At 65.6% G+C, this 16,779-nt stretch carries 14 protein-coding genes and 4 pseudogenes; 5 read left to right on the forward strand and 13 right to left on the reverse strand.

All coding sequences use genetic code 11. The features are described from left to right. Positions 1-2: 2 nt before the first annotated feature. The 6 genes and pseudogenes from ACVWWN_RS02300 to ACVWWN_RS02325 form a co-directional block, all read right to left on the reverse strand. A complete protein-coding gene (locus tag ACVWWN_RS02300; protein WP_457142444.1) occupies positions 3-1,571 on the reverse strand; it encodes an MCE family protein in 1,569 nt (522 codons plus the stop codon). Next, positions 1,568-2,599, reverse strand: coding sequence for a virulence factor Mce family protein (locus ACVWWN_RS02305; RefSeq protein ID WP_457142445.1), 1,032 nt, complete (start codon positions 2,597-2,599; stop codon positions 1,568-1,570). The genes ACVWWN_RS02300 and ACVWWN_RS02305 overlap by 4 nt, the downstream gene beginning before the upstream one ends. Next, positions 2,596-3,807, reverse strand: coding sequence for an MCE family protein (locus tag ACVWWN_RS02310; protein ID WP_457142446.1), 1,212 nt, complete (start codon positions 3,805-3,807; stop codon positions 2,596-2,598). The genes ACVWWN_RS02305 and ACVWWN_RS02310 overlap by 4 nt, the downstream gene beginning before the upstream one ends. A gap of 3 nt (positions 3,808-3,810) precedes the next feature. Beyond that, positions 3,811-4,680, reverse strand: a complete 870-nt coding sequence (locus ACVWWN_RS02315) for an MlaE family ABC transporter permease (RefSeq protein WP_457142447.1) — start codon at positions 4,678-4,680, stop codon at positions 3,811-3,813. Between the two features lies 1 nt (position 4,681). Continuing rightward, positions 4,682-5,398 (reverse strand): MlaE family ABC transporter permease, encoded by a 717-nt coding sequence (locus ACVWWN_RS02320; protein WP_457148970.1) that lies wholly within the window; start codon positions 5,396-5,398, stop codon positions 4,682-4,684. A 293-nt stretch (positions 5,399-5,691) separates the two neighbouring features. After that, positions 5,692-6,594 (reverse strand): annotated as a pseudogene (locus ACVWWN_RS02325) (AMP-binding protein). 146 nt (positions 6,595-6,740) lie between these two features. Between ACVWWN_RS02325 and ACVWWN_RS02330 the strand changes: the two are divergent. Both ACVWWN_RS02330 and ACVWWN_RS02335 read left to right on the forward strand, forming a co-directional pair. Continuing rightward, entirely contained in the window at positions 6,741-7,433 is a 693-nt protein-coding gene (locus tag ACVWWN_RS02330; RefSeq protein ID WP_457142448.1) for a GntR family transcriptional regulator, read from the forward strand. 134 nt (positions 7,434-7,567) lie between these two features. Continuing rightward, a pseudogene (locus tag ACVWWN_RS02335) lies at positions 7,568-7,917 on the forward strand (hypothetical protein). Positions 7,918-7,920: 3 nt separating this feature from the next. Here ACVWWN_RS02335 and ACVWWN_RS02340 read toward each other — a convergent pair. Together ACVWWN_RS02340 and ACVWWN_RS02345 are read right to left on the reverse strand one after the other, a co-directional pair. Further along, the gene (locus ACVWWN_RS02340; protein ID WP_457142449.1) at positions 7,921-8,364 is read right to left on the reverse strand and encodes an SRPBCC family protein; all 444 of its coding nucleotides are present in this window, start codon (positions 8,362-8,364) and stop codon (positions 7,921-7,923) included. Positions 8,365-8,380: 16 nt separating this feature from the next. Then, on the reverse strand, positions 8,381-8,833 hold the full coding sequence (locus ACVWWN_RS02345; RefSeq protein ID WP_457142450.1) for an acyl-CoA thioesterase: 453 nt from the start codon (positions 8,831-8,833) through the stop codon (positions 8,381-8,383). A gap of 115 nt (positions 8,834-8,948) precedes the next feature. Between ACVWWN_RS02345 and ACVWWN_RS02350 the strand changes: the two genes are divergently transcribed. Both ACVWWN_RS02350 and ACVWWN_RS02355 read left to right on the forward strand, forming a co-directional pair. Continuing rightward, positions 8,949-10,064: an L-talarate/galactarate dehydratase gene (locus tag ACVWWN_RS02350; protein WP_457142451.1), complete on the forward strand. Its 1,116-nt coding sequence runs from the start codon at positions 8,949-8,951 to the stop codon at positions 10,062-10,064. Further along, positions 10,061-10,651: pseudogene (locus ACVWWN_RS02355) on the forward strand (FadR/GntR family transcriptional regulator); the annotation flags it as partial. The gene ACVWWN_RS02350 and the pseudogene ACVWWN_RS02355, both read left to right, overlap by 4 nt. Here the strand turns inward: ACVWWN_RS02355 and ACVWWN_RS02360 are convergent. From ACVWWN_RS02360 to ACVWWN_RS02380, 5 genes are all read right to left on the reverse strand, one after another. Beyond that, positions 10,541-12,226: a tripartite tricarboxylate transporter permease gene (locus ACVWWN_RS02360; RefSeq protein ID WP_457142452.1), complete on the reverse strand. Its 1,686-nt coding sequence runs from the start codon at positions 12,224-12,226 to the stop codon at positions 10,541-10,543. The pseudogene ACVWWN_RS02355 and the gene ACVWWN_RS02360 sit on opposite strands and share 111 nt — an antisense overlap. A gap of 27 nt (positions 12,227-12,253) precedes the next feature. Beyond that, positions 12,254-12,799 (reverse strand): tripartite tricarboxylate transporter TctB family protein, encoded by a 546-nt coding sequence (locus ACVWWN_RS02365; RefSeq protein ID WP_457142453.1) that lies wholly within the window; start codon positions 12,797-12,799, stop codon positions 12,254-12,256. A 4-nt stretch (positions 12,800-12,803) separates the two neighbouring features. Further along, positions 12,804-13,829, reverse strand: a complete 1,026-nt coding sequence (locus ACVWWN_RS02370; protein ID WP_457142454.1) for a Bug family tripartite tricarboxylate transporter substrate binding protein — start codon at positions 13,827-13,829, stop codon at positions 12,804-12,806. A 124-nt stretch (positions 13,830-13,953) separates the two neighbouring features. Beyond that, on the reverse strand, positions 13,954-15,729 hold the full coding sequence (locus ACVWWN_RS02375; RefSeq protein WP_457142455.1) for an acyl-CoA dehydrogenase: 1,776 nt from the start codon (positions 15,727-15,729) through the stop codon (positions 13,954-13,956). Between the two features lie 125 nt (positions 15,730-15,854). Next, positions 15,855-16,529, reverse strand: coding sequence for a TetR/AcrR family transcriptional regulator (locus ACVWWN_RS02380; RefSeq protein WP_457142456.1), 675 nt, complete (start codon positions 16,527-16,529; stop codon positions 15,855-15,857). Positions 16,530-16,671: 142 nt separating this feature from the next. Here ACVWWN_RS02380 and ACVWWN_RS02385 point away from each other — a divergent pair. Beyond that, a pseudogene (locus ACVWWN_RS02385) lies at positions 16,672-16,779 on the forward strand (CAP domain-containing protein); the annotation flags it as partial.

Raw genomic sequence — 16,779 nt, forward strand, 5'->3', positions numbered from 1 at the left:
CCCTACCCTCCTTGCGACCCAGGCGGGAGGAACGGTGGGTTCCCCGGGAGCGGCGGCGTGCCTGCGGGTCCCGCATCCGGACCGGGGCCCGGTGGGGGCGGGGGGCCGTCGAGGGCCGGCGGCAGTGGTGCGATGCCGGGCGTGAAGTCCGGCGGTGAGGGCTGCGGACCCAACGGCACGGTGCGCGCACCCGGCGGAGCGGGAGCCAATTCGGCAGGCACACCCGGCATGTCGGGCGACACCTGACCCGGAAGGGCCGCACTGGGCACACCCGGGGTGAACCCCGGCCCGTTCGGGTTCGGTTGTGAGGTCGCCACGTTCGGCGGGCCGTAATCCGGGCCGCCGAACGGACCGGTGGTCAGGTGTGAACACGGCAGTGGGTCGGCGGGGCGCGGCAGGAGATCGGGCGGCGGCGTGTACGAGCACGGCGAGCCCTTCAGTACCCCTGGGCCCGGATTTTCGGGGGTTCCTTCGATGATCGCGGGCGACGGCGCGGGAGCACCGTTAGGGAACCGGGCGCCGTTCGGATCGGGGAACTGGGCCGAGGGCAGACCCGCGTCACCCCAGAACTTCTCGGGGTCGATGCCGCGCTTCTTGAATGCGGAGTCGACGAAGGGCTGCAGGATCCAGTACGGCAACAGGTTGACGAGCATGACCTTGAAGTACGGTCCGGACGCGATGGCCTCACCGAGAGATGCGGTGAACTTCGACAACGTGGAGAGCACATCGACGAGGTCGTATTTCCGTTGCACCAGAATGTCGCTGACGGTGCGCAGCTGTTCCAGCACGTGGTTGAGGTTCGGGTTGTCGTCGATGAACCCTTTCACCTGATCGGAGAACGACGAGACCCGCTCCAGCAGCATGCTCACCGCGTAGTTACGTTCGTTCACCGCGGCCAGCAGTGACTGGGCGTTCACGAACAAGCGGTTGATCTGCTCGCTGCGGTTGCCGAGGACACCGGCGATCTTGTTGGCGTTGGCCAGCAGTGTCTTGATGTCGCCGTCGCGCTTGCCGATGGTGTCGGCGAACCGGGCGACGCCGTCGAGCGCGGCGCTCAGGTGCGGGGAGGTCTGGTCGATGGTTTCCGACAGCACGTTCAGCGACCGCTTCACCGTCTGGGTGTCCCACCCGGACGCGGCCTTGGTGACATCGAAGAACGCGTCGTAGATCTGGTACGGGGTAGTGGTCTGACCGAGCGGCAGGGTTCCGTTCGCCCGCAACGCCTGCGTTCCGCGCGGTTCGATCTCGATGTTGCGGCGGCCCAGGATCGTGTCGGTGCGGATCGCCGCGCGGCTGTCGGTTCCGATCTGGGTACCGTCGAGTGAGAAGCCGATCCTCACCTTGTCGCCGTCGATGTCCATCGACCTGACCTGTCCGACATCGACGCCGGCGATCCGCACATTGTCGCCGGTGTTGAGGCCGCCGGTGTCGGAGAACTGGGCGTAGTACGTCGGCTTCGCGAACAGCATCGGCACGCTGGCGAAGCTCTGTCCCACCCCGATCACGACGACCAGGATGATGATGCCCATCAACCCGTTGCGAACGCGGTTCGATCCCTCGAGTGTCCTCATTGCGGCGTGCACCTACCCGAGGGCTGCGACCAGACCTTGACCGTGCGCACCGGGCCACCTGGCTGCAATCCGTTGAGCTTCAACGTCACATCGCACGCATAGAAGTTGAAGAAGTCGCCGTAAACACCGCCCGCGCGGCCGATGATCTTCAACGCGGCCGGATACCTGACGAGCAGGTCATTGAGTTGGTCCTTCTGGTCGACCAGCGGCTGCTGCGTGGCCTCGAGCTGACCGATCGTGCTCTGCAGGAGCGGCCGGTTGTCGGCGAGCAGATCGGCCACCGTGCCCGCGGCGTTGCTGATGTTGGCCACCGACGACGCGATCGGATCCTCGCGGTTCTTCAGGCCGGTGATGAGCACCTCGAAGTTCTTCACGGTGTCGTCGAACTGCTGCTGGTGTTTGACCGTGGTGTCCAGCACCGTGTTCAGGTTCTTGATCACCTCGCCGATCGCCTGGTCACGGTCGGCCAGGGCCGAGGTGAGCGACGCGGTCTGGTCGAGGATGTCGCTGATCGTGCCACCCTGGCCCTGGAAGACCGTGATGATCGACTGGGCGATGTTGTTGACCTTGTCGGGATCCAGTGCCCGGAACACCGGCCGAAACCCGCCGATCAACGCGTCAAGATCGAGCGCAGGCTGGGTGCGTTCCAGCGGGATGGTGCCGCCGGCGGCGAGACGCTTGTTGCTGTCGCCGCGCTTGAGTTCCATGTACCGGTCACCGATCAGGTTGAGGTACCGAATGGAAGCCGAGGTCTGGTCGAACAGTTCGAGTGAGCGGTCCACGTCGAAGTCGATCTTGACCTTCGACCCGTTGTCGATCAGTTCGACCTTGGAAACCTTGCCGACCTCGACACCGGACGCACGGACGAACTGGCCGGCCCGCAGACCGCTGGCATTCGAGAAGACGGCCGAATACCCGGTTGTGCGGTCGAACCGCATTTGACCGAACACCACGATGATGATCGCGGTGAACAGCAGCAGCACCAGAGAGAAGATGCCGAGCTTGATGGCGGTACCGGTGATTTTCATGGGTTGATCGTGTTCTCCCCGATCTGCCGCCCCCAGATGTACTCGATGGCGAGTGGCTGACCAAGCTCGACGTGGTTGTACGGCGCGATCGAAGCACCGGTATCCATCACCAGATAGGGCGCCGGCCACAGGTCACGGGTGATCGGCTGCCAGCAGCCCGGGCTTCCCTCGGGTCCGCCGTGGGCGTTCACCCGCGGCAGGTTGTCCGGATACACGTACGGGTTGCCCGGGAACAGGATCTCGGAGTGGGTCCGCAGCGAATAGCCGTTGCCACCAAGCGATGCCGCAATCTTGGGCTCGACGTCATGGAAGTTGCGGATCGTGCAGAACAGCGCCGGGCTGTACTGGTCGAGCAGCGCCGAGGTGGGCAGCAGGTCCTGTGCGCCGCGGATCAGGTAGGGGCCGCCGCGTTCGAAGATGTCACCGCCGGTGTTGCCGAAACCGACTGCGGCCATCAATGTCTGGTCGATATTGCCCTGCTGCTCGTTGAGCGTGCGCGCGGTGGTGACCGCGTGATCCAGGCCTTCGAACAGATCCGGCGCCGCGTTCGCGTACGTGTCGCCGAGGTCGGCCAGCAGTTGGTTGTCGCGGCGGATCTGCGGCATCTGTGGGTTCAGGTCACCCAGGATGTCGTTGCCCTGCACAATCGACCGGCCGAACCGGTCGCCCAGACCGTCCAGGGCTTGGGCCGTCGCACTCAACGTCTGGTTCAGCTTGATCGGATCCACCTGCTGCGAGACCGAGACGATGGTCTCGAACAGCGTGTTGAACTCGGTGGTCACCTTCGACACGTCGATCACATCGGCGGACGTAATACGTTGTGCTGACGGGTCTTTCGGCGACGTGAAGGAGATGTACTTGTTGCCGAAGACCGTGGTGGCGCTGACATCGGCGTTGACGTTCTTGGGGATCAGGTCGAGGAACTTGGGATTCACGTCGAGCATGATCTTGGCCTGGGGCTCGTCGCCGACGTTGACCTCGTCGACGCTGGCCACCCGGCCGATCTCCACGCCGTTGTAGGTGACCTTGGACCCCGGATCCATCGACAGGCCCGCGCGCGCGGACATCAACGTCAGCTTCGTGGTCGGCAGGAAGTCGCCACGGAACTGGAGGTAGACCAGCACGATTGCGATGATCGTGATGATGGTCAGCACCAGGCCGGCGATCTTGTACGGCGGTGTGCGCGGCTCGTTCAGGGGCGCGGTCATCGACTACACCGTGAGGTTGAAGTTCGGGTCGACGCCATAGAGCGCCAACGATGCGAACAGGACCACGCAGACGATCGCAACCAGCGAGGCGCGCATCGACCGGCCGACGGCCTCACCGACGCCGACCGGGCCGCCGCTGGCGAAGTAGCCGTAGTAGCAATGGTTGAGCATGACGATCACCGAGATGATGATCGCCTGCACGAACGACCACATCACGTCGTCGGCGCGCAGGAAGGTGCGGAAGTAGTGCTCGTAGGTTCCGATCGACTGGCCGTAGAAGAACGTCGTGGTGACCTGGGCCGACAGGAACGACATGATGATCGCCATCGCGTAGAGCGGGATGATCACCACGAAGCCGGCCATGATGCGGGTGGACACCAGATACGAGATCGACTTGATGCCCATCACTTCGAGCGCGTCGATCTCCTCGCTGATCCGCATGGCGCCGAGTTCGGCGGTCGCGCCCGCGCCCACGGTGGCCGCCAGCGCCTGACCCGCGACCACCGGCGCGGCGATGCGCACGTTGATCAGCGCGGCGAAGAAGCCGGTGAAGGCCTCGACACCGATATTGCCCAGCGAGGCGAAACCCTGGATGGCCACCAGCGACGAACCCGACAGCGTGACGAAACCGACGATGGCCACCGTGCCGCCGATGACCGCCATCGCGCCAGTGCCCATGCCGATCTCGGCGATCAGCCGCAGCGTCTCCTTGCGGTAGTAGCGCAGCGCATGACCGATCGAACCGACCGCGGTGACGACGAACCACGCGACGTGGCCGACGGCGTCCAACCCGCGGCCCGGCGCACCGGCGAATTTCTCCGCGCGCGCGATGCCCCTCGGAAACCGTGAACGCAGGACGGCGCCGGTCGACATGTCAGCGCCCCGTTCCGAATCGGACACCGATCGTGGTCAGCACCACGTTCACGGCGAAGAGCGCGATCACGCACAGCACCAGCGTCTCGTTGACAGCGGTGCCCACACCCTTGGCGCCGCCCGCGACGGTCAGGCCGCGATAACAGCCGACGAGACCGGCGATCAGTCCGAAGGTCATGGCCTTGACCACCGAGATCAAAACCTCGGGGAGCCCGGTGACCAGGGTCAGCGTCGAGACGTAGGCGCCCGCGGAGACGTTCTGCAGATAGACGCCGAAGATGAAGCCGCCGACCAGGCCGATGGTGATCACCGCGCCGTTGAGAAGCAGTGCGACGAAGGTCGATGCGATCACGCGCGGCACGACCAGCCGGTGGATCGGATCGATGCCGAGCACCTCGAGCGCGTCGATCTCCTCGCGAATGGTGCGGGCGCCGAGATCCGCACAGATGGCGGTGGATCCGGCGCCGGCCACCACGAGCACGGTTACCAATGGGCCGAGCTGGGTCACCGCGGCCAGGGCCGCCCCGGCCCCGGAGATGTCGGCGGCACCGAACTCCTTGAGAAGGATGTTGAGGGTGAAGATCAGCAGTACCGTCAGGGGGATCGACACGGCGACGGTCGGCAGGAAGGCGACCCGCATGAGGAACCAACTCTGCAGGATGAACTCACGCCATTGAAACGGTGATTTGAAGAGCGCCTTCCAGGTGAGCACGCACATGCGCACAAAGCCGCCCACGGCTGTCAGGCCGGGCCTGACCTGGTTGCGAACGTAATCGACGACGCCTGTCGACGCCGTCACCGGCGGGCTCCCACCACGAAATCGCAGCGTCCGCGGCGCAACGGCAGACCCTGTCGCACGCCCCCTCCTTGCCCCAACCCCGTGTGTGTGGCCGCCGTCTCCCTACTCGCGGGTAGTAAGACAGACCACAGGACTGTACCCGATGAAATCGCCGCATTGCACCGCATCGGCGGGATTGAGCCCGTAACCGTTAGCAAAGTCGCCCCTGACCGTTAATTGTCTTGCGCCGCAGCAGAAAGCGTTGGCGGAGCGGAACTTTCGTCCGCGTCAATCTGGTTTTCTCCGCCGTGTCGGGCCCGCAATTCGGTTTTCGGGACTTTGCCAGCCGGGTTGCGGGGCAGATTCCGGTTCCGGCCACCGCCACGGCCGCAACGGGCACCTCACCCCACTTCTCGCGGGCACGTCCGATCACTGCCACCTCGACGATGGCGGGGGGCCCCAGACGTAACCCTCTTCGTCCTGATGGACCAGATCACCCGAGTGCAACCAACCACCCGTGAATGCCTCGGCGGTGGCCTCCGGGTTGTTCCAGTAGCCGGCCATCAGTGTCGGTGCCCGATAGACGATCTCGCCGACCGGACCGACCGGCACATCGTTCATCTCGTCGTCGACGACCCGGGCAGCCAATGTCGGGATGACCTGCGTGACCGAGCCCAGTTTACGAATTGCATCCTGCGCCAACAACATAAACGTCACAGGCGACATCTCGGTCTGCCCGAACGCGGCGTAGATCTGCGTGCCCGGGAAGGTGTCGCCCATATCGCGTAGCAGGCTGTCCGACGCCGGCGCCGCACCCCACGACAGCGTCCGAAGCTGCAGCGGACCTTGATGACGTGAGAATCGGCGGAGTCGGTGCTCACGCCCGTGACGATGACCGTCTTCAGCGTCGGATCGATGTCGCGTACCGCGGTGGCGACGTTGGCGAGCACACCGCGTCGGCTCAGCGCACCGGCCAGCGAGGTGACCCGTCGTTCGAGATCACCCCACGTGGTGTTGTGTCCGAGGAAGCGCAGCGCCGTGGCGCTGGGCTGCATCAGCGCGTGGCCGGCCTGCTGCGTCGACCAGTTCTGCCGGCGTGCCAAATACGGCTGTTCGGTCGGGGGCGGTGCGGTCAACGGGCAGGTGCTCCATGCTCAGGCAAATTTTGCGGGGTTGCGTGATGTTTATATGTGATCAAACATGGTTCGCAGCGGTCACAATATGGCCTCGGCGGCGCGGGGACAAGGCCTCGCCAAGCCTCGGAAAACTTGAGAGAGGCAGCGTGAACGCACCAGTGCGGCCTCGACAGGACACGAGGCCGGTCCGACGTCGCGAACAGCTTTCCGACGAGGTCGCCGCACGCCTGCGGACCGACATCATGACCGGCACGTTGCGGCCGGACACGTACATCCGGCTGGACGAAACGGCCGCGCAACTGGGAGTCAGCATCACCCCGGTGCGCGAAGCGCTTCGCACGCTGCGGGGTGAGGGCATGGTGCGGCTCGAACCGCATCGCGGCCATGTGGTGGTGCCGCTCACCCGCGGTGACATCGAGGACATCTTCTGGCTGCAGGCCACGATGGCCAAGGAGTTGGCGGTGACGGCGACCGCGCGGATCACCGAGCCGCAGATCGTGGAGTTGGAGCGCCTCAACGACGCACTGGCCGCCGCGGTCGGGCGCCGCGACCCCGAGGAGGTGGCCAGCGCCGAGTTCGCCTTCCACCGTGCCTTCAACCGTGCCACCGGGCGGATCAAGTTGTCCTGGTTCCTCTTACATGTGGCGCGGTACCTGCCGCCACACATCTACACCGACGATGAGCAGTGGGGTACCGAGGCGGTGGCCAGCCATCGGCAGCTGATCGCGGCGCTGCGCCGCAGGGATGTCGACACGGTGGTCCGGTTGACCGACGGCCAGTTCACCGACGGCGCGCGCCGGCTGATCGGGCGGCTCGACGAGATCGGGCTCTGGAGCTGAGCGCGCAGACCCACTGCGTCAACTGTCCAACTATGAGCGACATTGTCGCTCATAGCGACATTGTCGCTTAGAGGTGAACATCCCGGCTGCCGTCCCTGCCGCCTGTTGTCGGTGGTCACCGGCACAGTTCATCCATGTCATCCATGCCTGGCAAACGCCGCAGCCTATATGGGCTCGAACTGCGCTACGCGCTGACCTTTCAGCTGTTTCAGCACGGGGCCGCGACCGTGCCTGAATTGATCGATGCTCTCCACTACCACCACTTCGCAATATCGGGGCGGGCATCGAAGGCGGTGTCGGACGCCTTGCGTTGGGAGATCGCCCACGGCAGAGTGCGCCGGCTGGCACGCGGGCGGTACGCACCCGGGGGATGCCGCGCGCGACGGAAATCCGCATTTGCGACCGGGTGCTGGCATTGCGCTCCGAAGCGGCACTGATCGCGGCCGAGGACATCGACGCGTTCTGGGACTCGCTTGGCGCGTGACCGTCAGGGGCTGGCGGCCAGCTGCTCGGCCCTTTTCTTGAGGTTGTCGGCCAGGTACTCGAGCGTGTCGCCGATGGCCTTCTTCACCATCGGCTTGGGGAACGGCAGCTTCGTCTCGACCTCGAGGTCCACGGTCAGCAGCGAGGTCGACCCGATCGGCACGACCGAGAATTTCTGCTCCTGCTTGTCGAAGTGATCCCCCTGCTGCAGCACGGTGTAGATCTCGTTCTGACCCGGGTAGTAGACGGCGGTGATGAAGGTGCCCGCCTGTCCCTGGACCACGACGTCGAGGCGGAGCTGGCTGGGCCTGCCGTCCTCGTATCGCGCCAGCACCCAACAACCCTTGATCTCCTCGTTCCACAACGGATAGGACTCGAAGTCGGCGACGATCGCCATGATCGACTCGGCCGAGGCGGCCACCTCGACGGTCTTGCTTACCAGCGGCACCCGGCGAGCATATCGACTAACCGGTGCGGGCCTGTTCCAGCAGGGTGCGGATCTCCTCGGGGATGGAAACCGGCCTGCGACCCACGCGGTCGACGTACACGTGCACCCAGTGGCCGACGGCAGCGACCGGCCGGGCGGCGTCGTCTGCGCCGCCCGCCTGGAACACGCTGAGGCGATAGGTGACGCTGCTGTTGCCCAGCCGGGCCACCGCCAAACCCACCACCAGCGGGTCGGGAAACTGCAATTCGGAGAAATACCGGCAGCCGGACTCCGCGACCACCCCGATCCACGGGGCGGTCAGCGGATCGATGCCGACGGTGGTGTTGATCCACCCGTTGATCGCGGTGTCGAACAGCTGGTAGTACACCGCATTGTTGAGGTGGCCGAACATGTCGTTGTCCGTCCACCGGGTGTGCACCGGCCAGTGCACCGGAAAGTCACTGGTGAGCGATTGCCCGCTGGCGGTCATGGCAGCAGTCTCCCAGTACGGTCATCAGCTTTGACCGGCGGCGACCTCCCTTTGAAGCGGGGTCAAACCGTGTAAATGCTTGTATGATGAGTTGGCCACTCATTATACTACTTTCATGCCAGACCGGATTCGTCATCTCACGCTGTCCCAGGTCGTCCTGCCCCTCGAGACTCCCGTCAGTGATGCCAAAGTGCTCACCGGACGCCAGAAGCCGCTGACCGAGACGGTGCTCTTGTTCGTCGAGGTGGTCACCGACGAGGGCCAGCATGGGATGGGCTTCAGCTACTCCAAGCGCGCAGGCGGCCGGGCTCAATACGCCCACCTCGCAGAGGTCGCAGAGGTCGCGCTCGGCCAGGATCCCTCCGATATCGACCGGATCTACCAGTCCCTGCTCTGGGCCGGCGCCTCGGTCGGACGCGCGGGTGTGGCGACGCAGGCGATCGCGGCGCTCGACGTCGCCCTGTGGGACCTCAAGGCCCGCCGCGCGGGCCTGCCCTTGGCGAAACTGATTGGTGCACATCGTGACTCGTGCCCGGTCTACAACACCTCGGGAGGTTTCCTGCAGGCCTCCGTCGAGGAGATCAAGGAGAAGGCCACCGCATCGCGCGAATCCGGCATCGGGGGCATCAAGATCAAGGTCGGGCAGCCCGACTGGCGGACCGACCTGGATCGCGTCGCCTCGATTCGGGCGCACCTCGGAGACACCCCGTTCATGGTCGATGCCAACCAGCAGTGGGACCGCGCCAGGGCACGCCGCATGTGCCGGGAACTCGAGGTATTCGACCTGGTCTGGATCGAGGAGCCGCTGGACGCCTGGGACGCCGTCGGCCACGCCGACCTGAGCCGTACCTTCGACACCCCGATCGCCACCGGTGAGATGCTCACCTCGGTCGGTGAGCACATGGCGCTGCTCGACGCGGGCTACCGCGGCATCGTCCAGCCCGACGCGCCGCGGATCGGCGGGATCACGCCATTCCTGCGCTTCGCGACGCTGGCCGCGCACGCGGGACTCGCCCTGGCGCCGCACTATGCGATGGAGATCCATCTGCACCTCGCCGCGACGTATCCGACCGAGCCATGGGTCGAGCACTTCGAGTGGCTGAACCCGTTGTTCGACGAGCGCATGGAAATTAGCGACGGCCGCATCTGGGTGCCCGACCGGCCGGGACTCGGCTTCACGCTGAGCGACCAGATGCGCAGCTTGACGAAGGAGAGCGCCGAGTTCGGATGACGACCACACTGGCGCAGCGGGTGGTCGCGGGGCTGAAGGACAAGATCCTCGGCGGCGATCTGTCCGCCGGGCACAAGCTGCCCTCGGAAGCCGAACTCATCGACGAGTACGGCGTCTCCCGGACAGTGATCAGAGAGGCGGTCACCCGGCTTCGGGCGGAGGGCCTCGTCGAAACCTTCCAGGGCCGCGGCTCATTCGTGCTCGCGATGCCCGAGCCCACGTCGTTCACGGTCGAGTCCGCGACGATCCGCACCCATCATGACGTGCTCGACATGATCGACTTCCGGGTCGGGATCGAGACCGAGGCCGCCGCGTTGGCCGCCGCCCGCATCGACGACGCGGGGGCCGACTCCATCAGAACCGCGCTCGAGGCGTTCGTCACGGCCGCCCCCGAGGACGCCGTCGAGGCGGACTTCCGGTTCCACCGCGCCGTCGCAGCCGCCAGCGGTAACCGCTTTTACCTCGGTCTGGTCGACTCACTCGGACCGATGATGATCCTGCTGCCGCGCACCCGACTCGGCGACGCGTACTCGCTCACCGACACCGCTCACGTCGACCGGGTCCGACGGGAGCACGACAGTGTCGCCGCCGGCGTCATCGCCGGTGACCCCGACATCGCCAGGGCCGCGATGCGTGTCCACCTCGGCAACACCCGCCTTCGGCTGGACGGCGACCGGCGTTGACTTGCGGCGCTTGATCAGGATCCGCACCGCGGGCAGCAACGCCAGGGCGACGAAGACCGCGAGGATGGTGCCCGAGATCGGTCGGGTGACGAAACCCGTCGGGTCTCCACCGAACATCAGCAGCGACCGGCGCGAACTCGACTCGATGATCGAACCGAGGACGAAGGCCAGCACCATCGGCCCAGGGTCGAAGCCGGCCTTCTTCATCAGGTAGCCGATGATGCCGAACGCCACCATCAAGAAGATGTCGAACGTCGAATTGTTGATCGTGTAGACACCGAGGATCGTGATGAGCGCCGTGATGGGGGCCAGGATCGCCGGCCGGACCCGCAGGATGCGAACGAACAAGCCCACCAACGGAATACTGAGGATCAGCAGGATCAGGTTGCCGATGTACATCGAGTTGATGACGCCCCAGAAGACATCGGGATGTTCGTCGACCAGCTGCGGCCCCGGTGAGACGCCAAGGATCAGCAGCGCGCCGAACAGCATCGCCATCGTGGCGTTGGCGGGCAGGCCGATCGTCAGCAGCGGGATGAACGACGACGTCGCCGCCGCGTTGTTGGCGGTCTCGGGCGCCGCGACGCCCTCCACCGCGCCGCGGCCGAACCGCTCGGGTGTCTTGGATCGGCGCTTCTCGGTCGCGTAGGCGACGATCGAGGAGAGCACCGCGCCGCCACCGGGCAGCACGCCGAGCACGAAGCCGATGATCGAACCGCGGCCGATGGCGCCGGCCGACTGCCGGAGATCCTTGCGGGACGGCCATACGTTGCCCACTTCGGCAGGCACGTGCCGCTTTCCGTGACGCTGCTCGAGGTTGTACAGGATCTCACCGACGCCGAACAATCCCATCGCCACCACGACGAAGTCGATACCGTCAGCGAGCGACAGGTTCTCGAACGTGAAACGCGAAGCGCCGCTGAAGCTGTCGCGGCCGACGGTGGCCAACAGCAGTCCCACCGCACCGGCGATCAGCGCCTTGAGCTTGTTTCCACTGCCGATCGTCGCCACTAACAACACACCCAGCAGCGCGAGCGCGGCGTATTCGGGCGGGCCGAAGTCCAGCGCGACGCTGGCCACGACAGGGGCGAGCAGCGTCAGCCCGATGATCGAAATGGTCGCGCCCACAAACGAACCGATCGCGGCGATGCCCAGCGCGGTTCCCGCCCTGCCCTGCTTGGCCATGGCGAAGCCGTCGAACACCGTCACCACCGAGGACGCCTCACCGGGCAGGCGCAAGAGCACCGACGTGATGGTGCCGCCGTACTGGGCGCCGTAGTAGATGCCGGCGAGCATGATGATCGCCGACACCGGGTCGATGGTGTATGTGATCGGCAGCAGGATTGCGATGGTGGCCGCCGGGCCCAGCCCCGGCAGCACGCCGATGATCATGCCGATCAGCACGCCGACGAGGCAGTAGAGCAGGTTCTTCGGTTCGACGACGAGCGCGAATCCGTCCAGAAATGCGGTGAAGTCCATGGTTCGGTGGCCTTGTTCGGGGTGGCCTCAGAAGGCGATGAGGTGGGGCAGCGGGATCCGCAACCCGTAGAGGAACAGGAAGTAGAAGACGGCCACGGTGACCACGCTGATCACGGCCGTGTTGCGCCAACTCTCGCCGCCGAGGAAGCGCAGCCAGATCACACTCAGCACCAGCGCCGGTATCTCGAAGCCGGTCACCGGCATCAGGAAACCGAAGGCGATGAAGGTGATCGCGCCGATCAGCGGCAGGGTGCTACTGCGCGTGAACGCCTCGGCATCGGCCAGCCCCCGTCCGAGGACGAGCAACACCGCCGACAGCGCGGCGATGACGACGCTGACGATGAACGGCCACAGTCCCGGACCGGGCTTTTCGAAGGAACCGAGGCCATAGCCGTAGGACAGCATCCCACCGCCGACGCCGATCGCGATACCGACCAGGGCGCCCACGGTCTGGTAGGCGGGCCCACCCGCGGGCGGGCGGTCCTCCTCCAGCTCATGGGCGACCTCGGCCTCGATCTCGGCGAGGATGTCGCGGGTATGCGGATGGGTTTCCTGAGCGTCATTGGGGGCCATGGGCTCAGCCCTCGTCACGCAGATTGATTCCGTACTGCTTGACCAGATCGGCATAGCGCTTCTGGTCGGCCTGAAGCCGCTGCAGCACCTGGTCGCCCGGCTCCTCCAACGGTGTGAGGCTGTTCTGCTTGTTGAACGCCTTGTAGTCCTCGGTCTCGAAGGTTGCCTTCATGCCCTCGACGATCTTGTCCTTGACCTCCTGTGGCGTTCCCTTCGGAGTGGTCATGAAACGGTACTGGGTGACCTCGACGTCGAGGCCCTGTTCCTTGGCGGTCGGGACGTTGGGCAGGTAGTCGATTCGTTCCGGGCCGAAGACCGACAGCGGAAGAAGCTTGCCGGCCTGGATGTTTTCGATCGCCTCGCCGACCTGCAGCGAGGCCACGTCGATCTGGTTGCCGAGCAGGGCGGCCAGGGCGGGCGCGCCGCCGTCGAAGGGGACGGCCTGCGATTCGACGTTGGCGGTCTTGAACAGCAACGCGGCCGCCAGTTGGGCGCCGGTCCCGACGCCGGTGGTGCCGTAGCGGACGACGCGGTTGGCGTTCTCGAGGTCCTTGAGCGTCTTGTAGCCGCTGGCCGGGTTGGTGACGAGCACGTAGTCGTCTCGGGACACCCCGTAGACGACGTCGAAGTCGTCGACCTTGGTGACTTCGTCCGCGTTGACGGCCAGCGGGGTGATGGTGAACAGCGACGCGTTCTGAATTGCGATCACCGAACCGTCCGGCTTCGCCTTGGCCACCTCGGCGGCGGCCAGCGCGCCGTTCGCACCCTCGCGGTTGATCACCGGGAAGGACGCTTTCAAATCATCGCTGAGACCCTTGGACACCGCACGGCTGATCAGGTCGCTCGAGCCGCCGGCCGACGCACCGACGTACATCTCCACGGTTCCCGACGGATAGCCATTGCCGCTACCGGAGCCGGTGCTGGTCTGGACTCCGCTGCAGGCGGTCAGGGCGAGCGCGGTGGCGGCGCACGCCGCGAGGCCGGCGCGGAGGCGGGTGCGACGTATGGCGGTGGGCATGAACGTGAACACCTGTGACTCCTGTGTCTCCCGAGTGGTGCGAGTTGCGCCGCTGTGGCGGCGGTCACTCTTAAAATAGGAGCACTGGCGATACCTGTCCAAGCCTGATATGGCATGGGTCGATGCCGTTTCGGTATTAGAACCAGGAGTCGCGCATATCCAGCGTGGTGCGGTCGATGCGTTCCAGCAGATCCATTTGCGGTGCCGTCTTCGGCAACTCGTAGCGGAAGAAATAGCGGGCCGCCTGGCGCTTGCCGTCGTAGAAGTCACCGGACCGGCCATTGCAGGCGAGCAGTTGTTCCAGCCACATCCAGGCGATCACGATGTGGCCGAAGGCCTCCAGGTAGACGACGCTGTTGGCCATCGCGGCCTCCACGTCGCCGGAGCCGAACATCGCGGCGGTGACGGCCGCCAGGCGCTGCACGGACCCGTCCAGCTGGGCGGCCAGCTCGCGCGCTTCACCGCCTGCGTCGTGTGCGGCCTGAACGGTCTCGGAGACCGCCTTGCCGAACGCCGCCAGGCTGGCCCCGTTGCGTTGAGTCACCTTGCGGCCCAAAAGATCCAGGCTTTGAATACCGTGCGTGCCCTCGTGGATCGGGTTGAGCCGGTTGTCGCGGTAGTGCTGCTCGACGTCGTATTCGCGGGTATAGCCGTATCCGCCGTGCACCTGGATGGCGAGGTTATTGGCCTCCAGGCACCACTGCGACGGCCAGCTCTTGCCCACCGGGGTCAGGATGTCCAACAGGTCCTGGCTGTCACCGAGGTCGACGAGTTTGGCGCAGTACAGCGCCAGTGCGAGGCCACCTTCGACATAAGCCTTCTGCGCCAACAGCATTCGCTTGACGTCGGCATGCTCGATGATCGGGATCTGCGGTGCCGAGGGGTCCTTGGCCGTCACGGGTCGGCCCTGCGCGCGTTCCCGCGCGTACTCCAGCGACTTCAGGTAACCGGTGTAGCCCAGCGAAACGGCGCCCATCCCGACGCCGAGGCGCGCCTCGTTCATCATGTGGAACATGTAGGTGATGCCGCGGTGTGGTTCGCCGACGAGGTAGCCCACCGCACCCGCCTGCCCACCCGGACGGAACGCGCCCTCGCCGAAGTTGAGCACGGTGTTGGTGATGCCCCGCTGCCCCATCTTGTGGTTGAGGCCGGCCAGCACCACGTCGTTCCGCTCGCCGACCGGGCCGTCAGCGCCACCGGACCCGACCACGAACTTGGGCACGATGAACAGCGAGATGCCCTTGGTTCCCGCCGGACCGCCGGGGATCTTCGCGAGCACGAGGTTGACGATGTTCTCGTTCATCTCGTGCTCCGCACCGGAGATCCACATCTTTGATCCGAACAGCCGGTAGCTGCCGTCGTCCTGCGGCTCGGCGCGGGTGGTGATGTCGGCCAGCGACGAACCTGCCCCCGTCTCGGAAAGCGCCATGGTCCCGGAGAACCGGCCCGCCAGCATCGGCTTGACGAAGGCGTCCACCTGCTCCTGGGTTCCGAACTTGGCCAGCAGGTTGGCGTTGGCAATGGTCAGCATCAGGTAGCCCGCGGTGCTGACATTGGCCGCCGAGAACCAGGCGAAGCCGGCCTGGGCCACCGTCATCGGCAATTGGGCACCGCCGACCGCTGACTCCATCACCATGCCCACGAGATCGGCCTGTGCGAACGCGTCGAGCGCCGCCTTCACCTCGGGGATGACGGTCACCGTCTGCCCGTCGAAGGTCGGCTCGTTCGCATCGCTCTTCTTGTTGTGGGGCGCAAAGTACTGCGTGGCCAGGTGCTCGCACAGATCGAGTAGGCCGTCGAAGGTGTCACGCGAGTGCTCGGCGAATCGTTGCCGCTTGGTCAACTCCTCGACCCGCAGCCATTCGTAGAGCAGAAAGTCGAGGTCGCGTCTCGACAGCAGGGTGGATTTCACACCCCCATCTTCGCCGAGACTGCTGTGAGATCGCGAAATCCGCCGTTGCGGCGATCTGGCCGCAGTTTCGGCGGGGTCGGAGGGGTCGTCGTCCGTGACTACGACCGTCTCTACCGTTTCGGCTTCTAGCCCGACGGTGCCGCGTTCGCGTCGTGCTCCATGTCGACGCCGAGTGGAGACGCCACGCGCACCGTTTCGTCGCGGATCAGGCCACGCAGCAGCGCGGTGCTGAACTCGACCGCGATCTCCTGCGCGGTGCGCCGGCCGTGCGGGCGCAGCCACCGGTAGGAGCCGAGCGTCATCCCGATGTAGCCCAGCGCCAGCACGTGGGAATCGCACTCGTAGAACTCGCCGCTGGCGATGCCCCGGTCGATGACATCGCGGACGTGCTCATAGACCTGGGTCTCCTTTTCCCGGATGTAGGCGACCTGGTCCTCGGTGAACCACTCCGAGATGTAGGGGCCCTCCTGGAAATACACCGCGGCCCGCTCGATATCGCTGGCGATGCCGACGAGCAGGCGCCGGGTGAAGTGGTAGATGGTCTCGCGCGCGGACGCCGACGGGTCGTCGTGCAGCGCGTCGACGGTGAAGTCCGCGGCGCCCTTGTAGATGTCGTAGAGGATCAACGACTTGCTGGCGTAATAGTGGTAGACCGTCGCCTTGTTCAGACCGACGGCGTCGGCGACGTCGTCCATCCGGGTGCCGTGGTAACCGCGCGCGGCAAACAACTTGGTGGCGACGGCCAACAACTCCTCGCGACGGGACATCCCGTTCGAACCGAGGGCTTCCGATGTTGGCATGGCGACTCACTATAGGCAGGCCCGGGCACCCGCCGGGGCATCAATCAACTGGTTGGACAGTTTAGGCTGTCGCACTGTCGCCGCAGCCACGCCGGGTCTAGACTTCACGCGAGAGCGGCCGTACCCGAGAGGTGGAGACATGGATCCGAATCCGGACTATGACGCGAGCGACGAACTCGAGTACGGCGTGAACTGGTTCGCATGGATCCTGCGTGGCGTCTACCCGCCGCCCGCCTATCCGCCGGTCTAA

The sequence above is a fragment of the Mycobacterium sp. URHB0021 genome, from assembly GCF_054057895.1.

Coding starts and splice junctions, on each gene's coding strand:
- ACVWWN_RS02320 (WP_457148970.1), bottom strand. CDS start 5,398: ATGTGCGTGCTCACCTGGAAGGCGCTCTTCAAATCACCGTTTCAATGG.
- ACVWWN_RS02365 (WP_457142453.1), bottom strand. CDS start 12,799: ATGGCCCCCAATGACGCTCAGGAAACCCATCCGCATACCCGCGACATC.
- ACVWWN_RS02345 (WP_457142450.1), bottom strand. CDS start 8,833: ATGACCGCCAGCGGGCAATCGCTCACCAGTGACTTTCCGGTGCACTGG.
- ACVWWN_RS02310 (WP_457142446.1), bottom strand. CDS start 3,807: ATGACCGCGCCCCTGAACGAGCCGCGCACACCGCCGTACAAGATCGCC.
- ACVWWN_RS02315 (WP_457142447.1), bottom strand. CDS start 4,680: ATGTCGACCGGCGCCGTCCTGCGTTCACGGTTTCCGAGGGGCATCGCG.
- ACVWWN_RS02350 (WP_457142451.1), top strand. CDS start 8,949: ATGCCAGACCGGATTCGTCATCTCACGCTGTCCCAGGTCGTCCTGCCC.
- ACVWWN_RS02300 (WP_457142444.1), bottom strand. CDS start 1,571: ATGAGGACACTCGAGGGATCGAACCGCGTTCGCAACGGGTTGATGGGC.
- ACVWWN_RS02305 (WP_457142445.1), bottom strand. CDS start 2,599: ATGAAAATCACCGGTACCGCCATCAAGCTCGGCATCTTCTCTCTGGTG.
- ACVWWN_RS02360 (WP_457142452.1), bottom strand. CDS start 12,226: ATGGACTTCACCGCATTTCTGGACGGATTCGCGCTCGTCGTCGAACCG.
- ACVWWN_RS02380 (WP_457142456.1), bottom strand. CDS start 16,529: ATGCCAACATCGGAAGCCCTCGGTTCGAACGGGATGTCCCGTCGCGAG.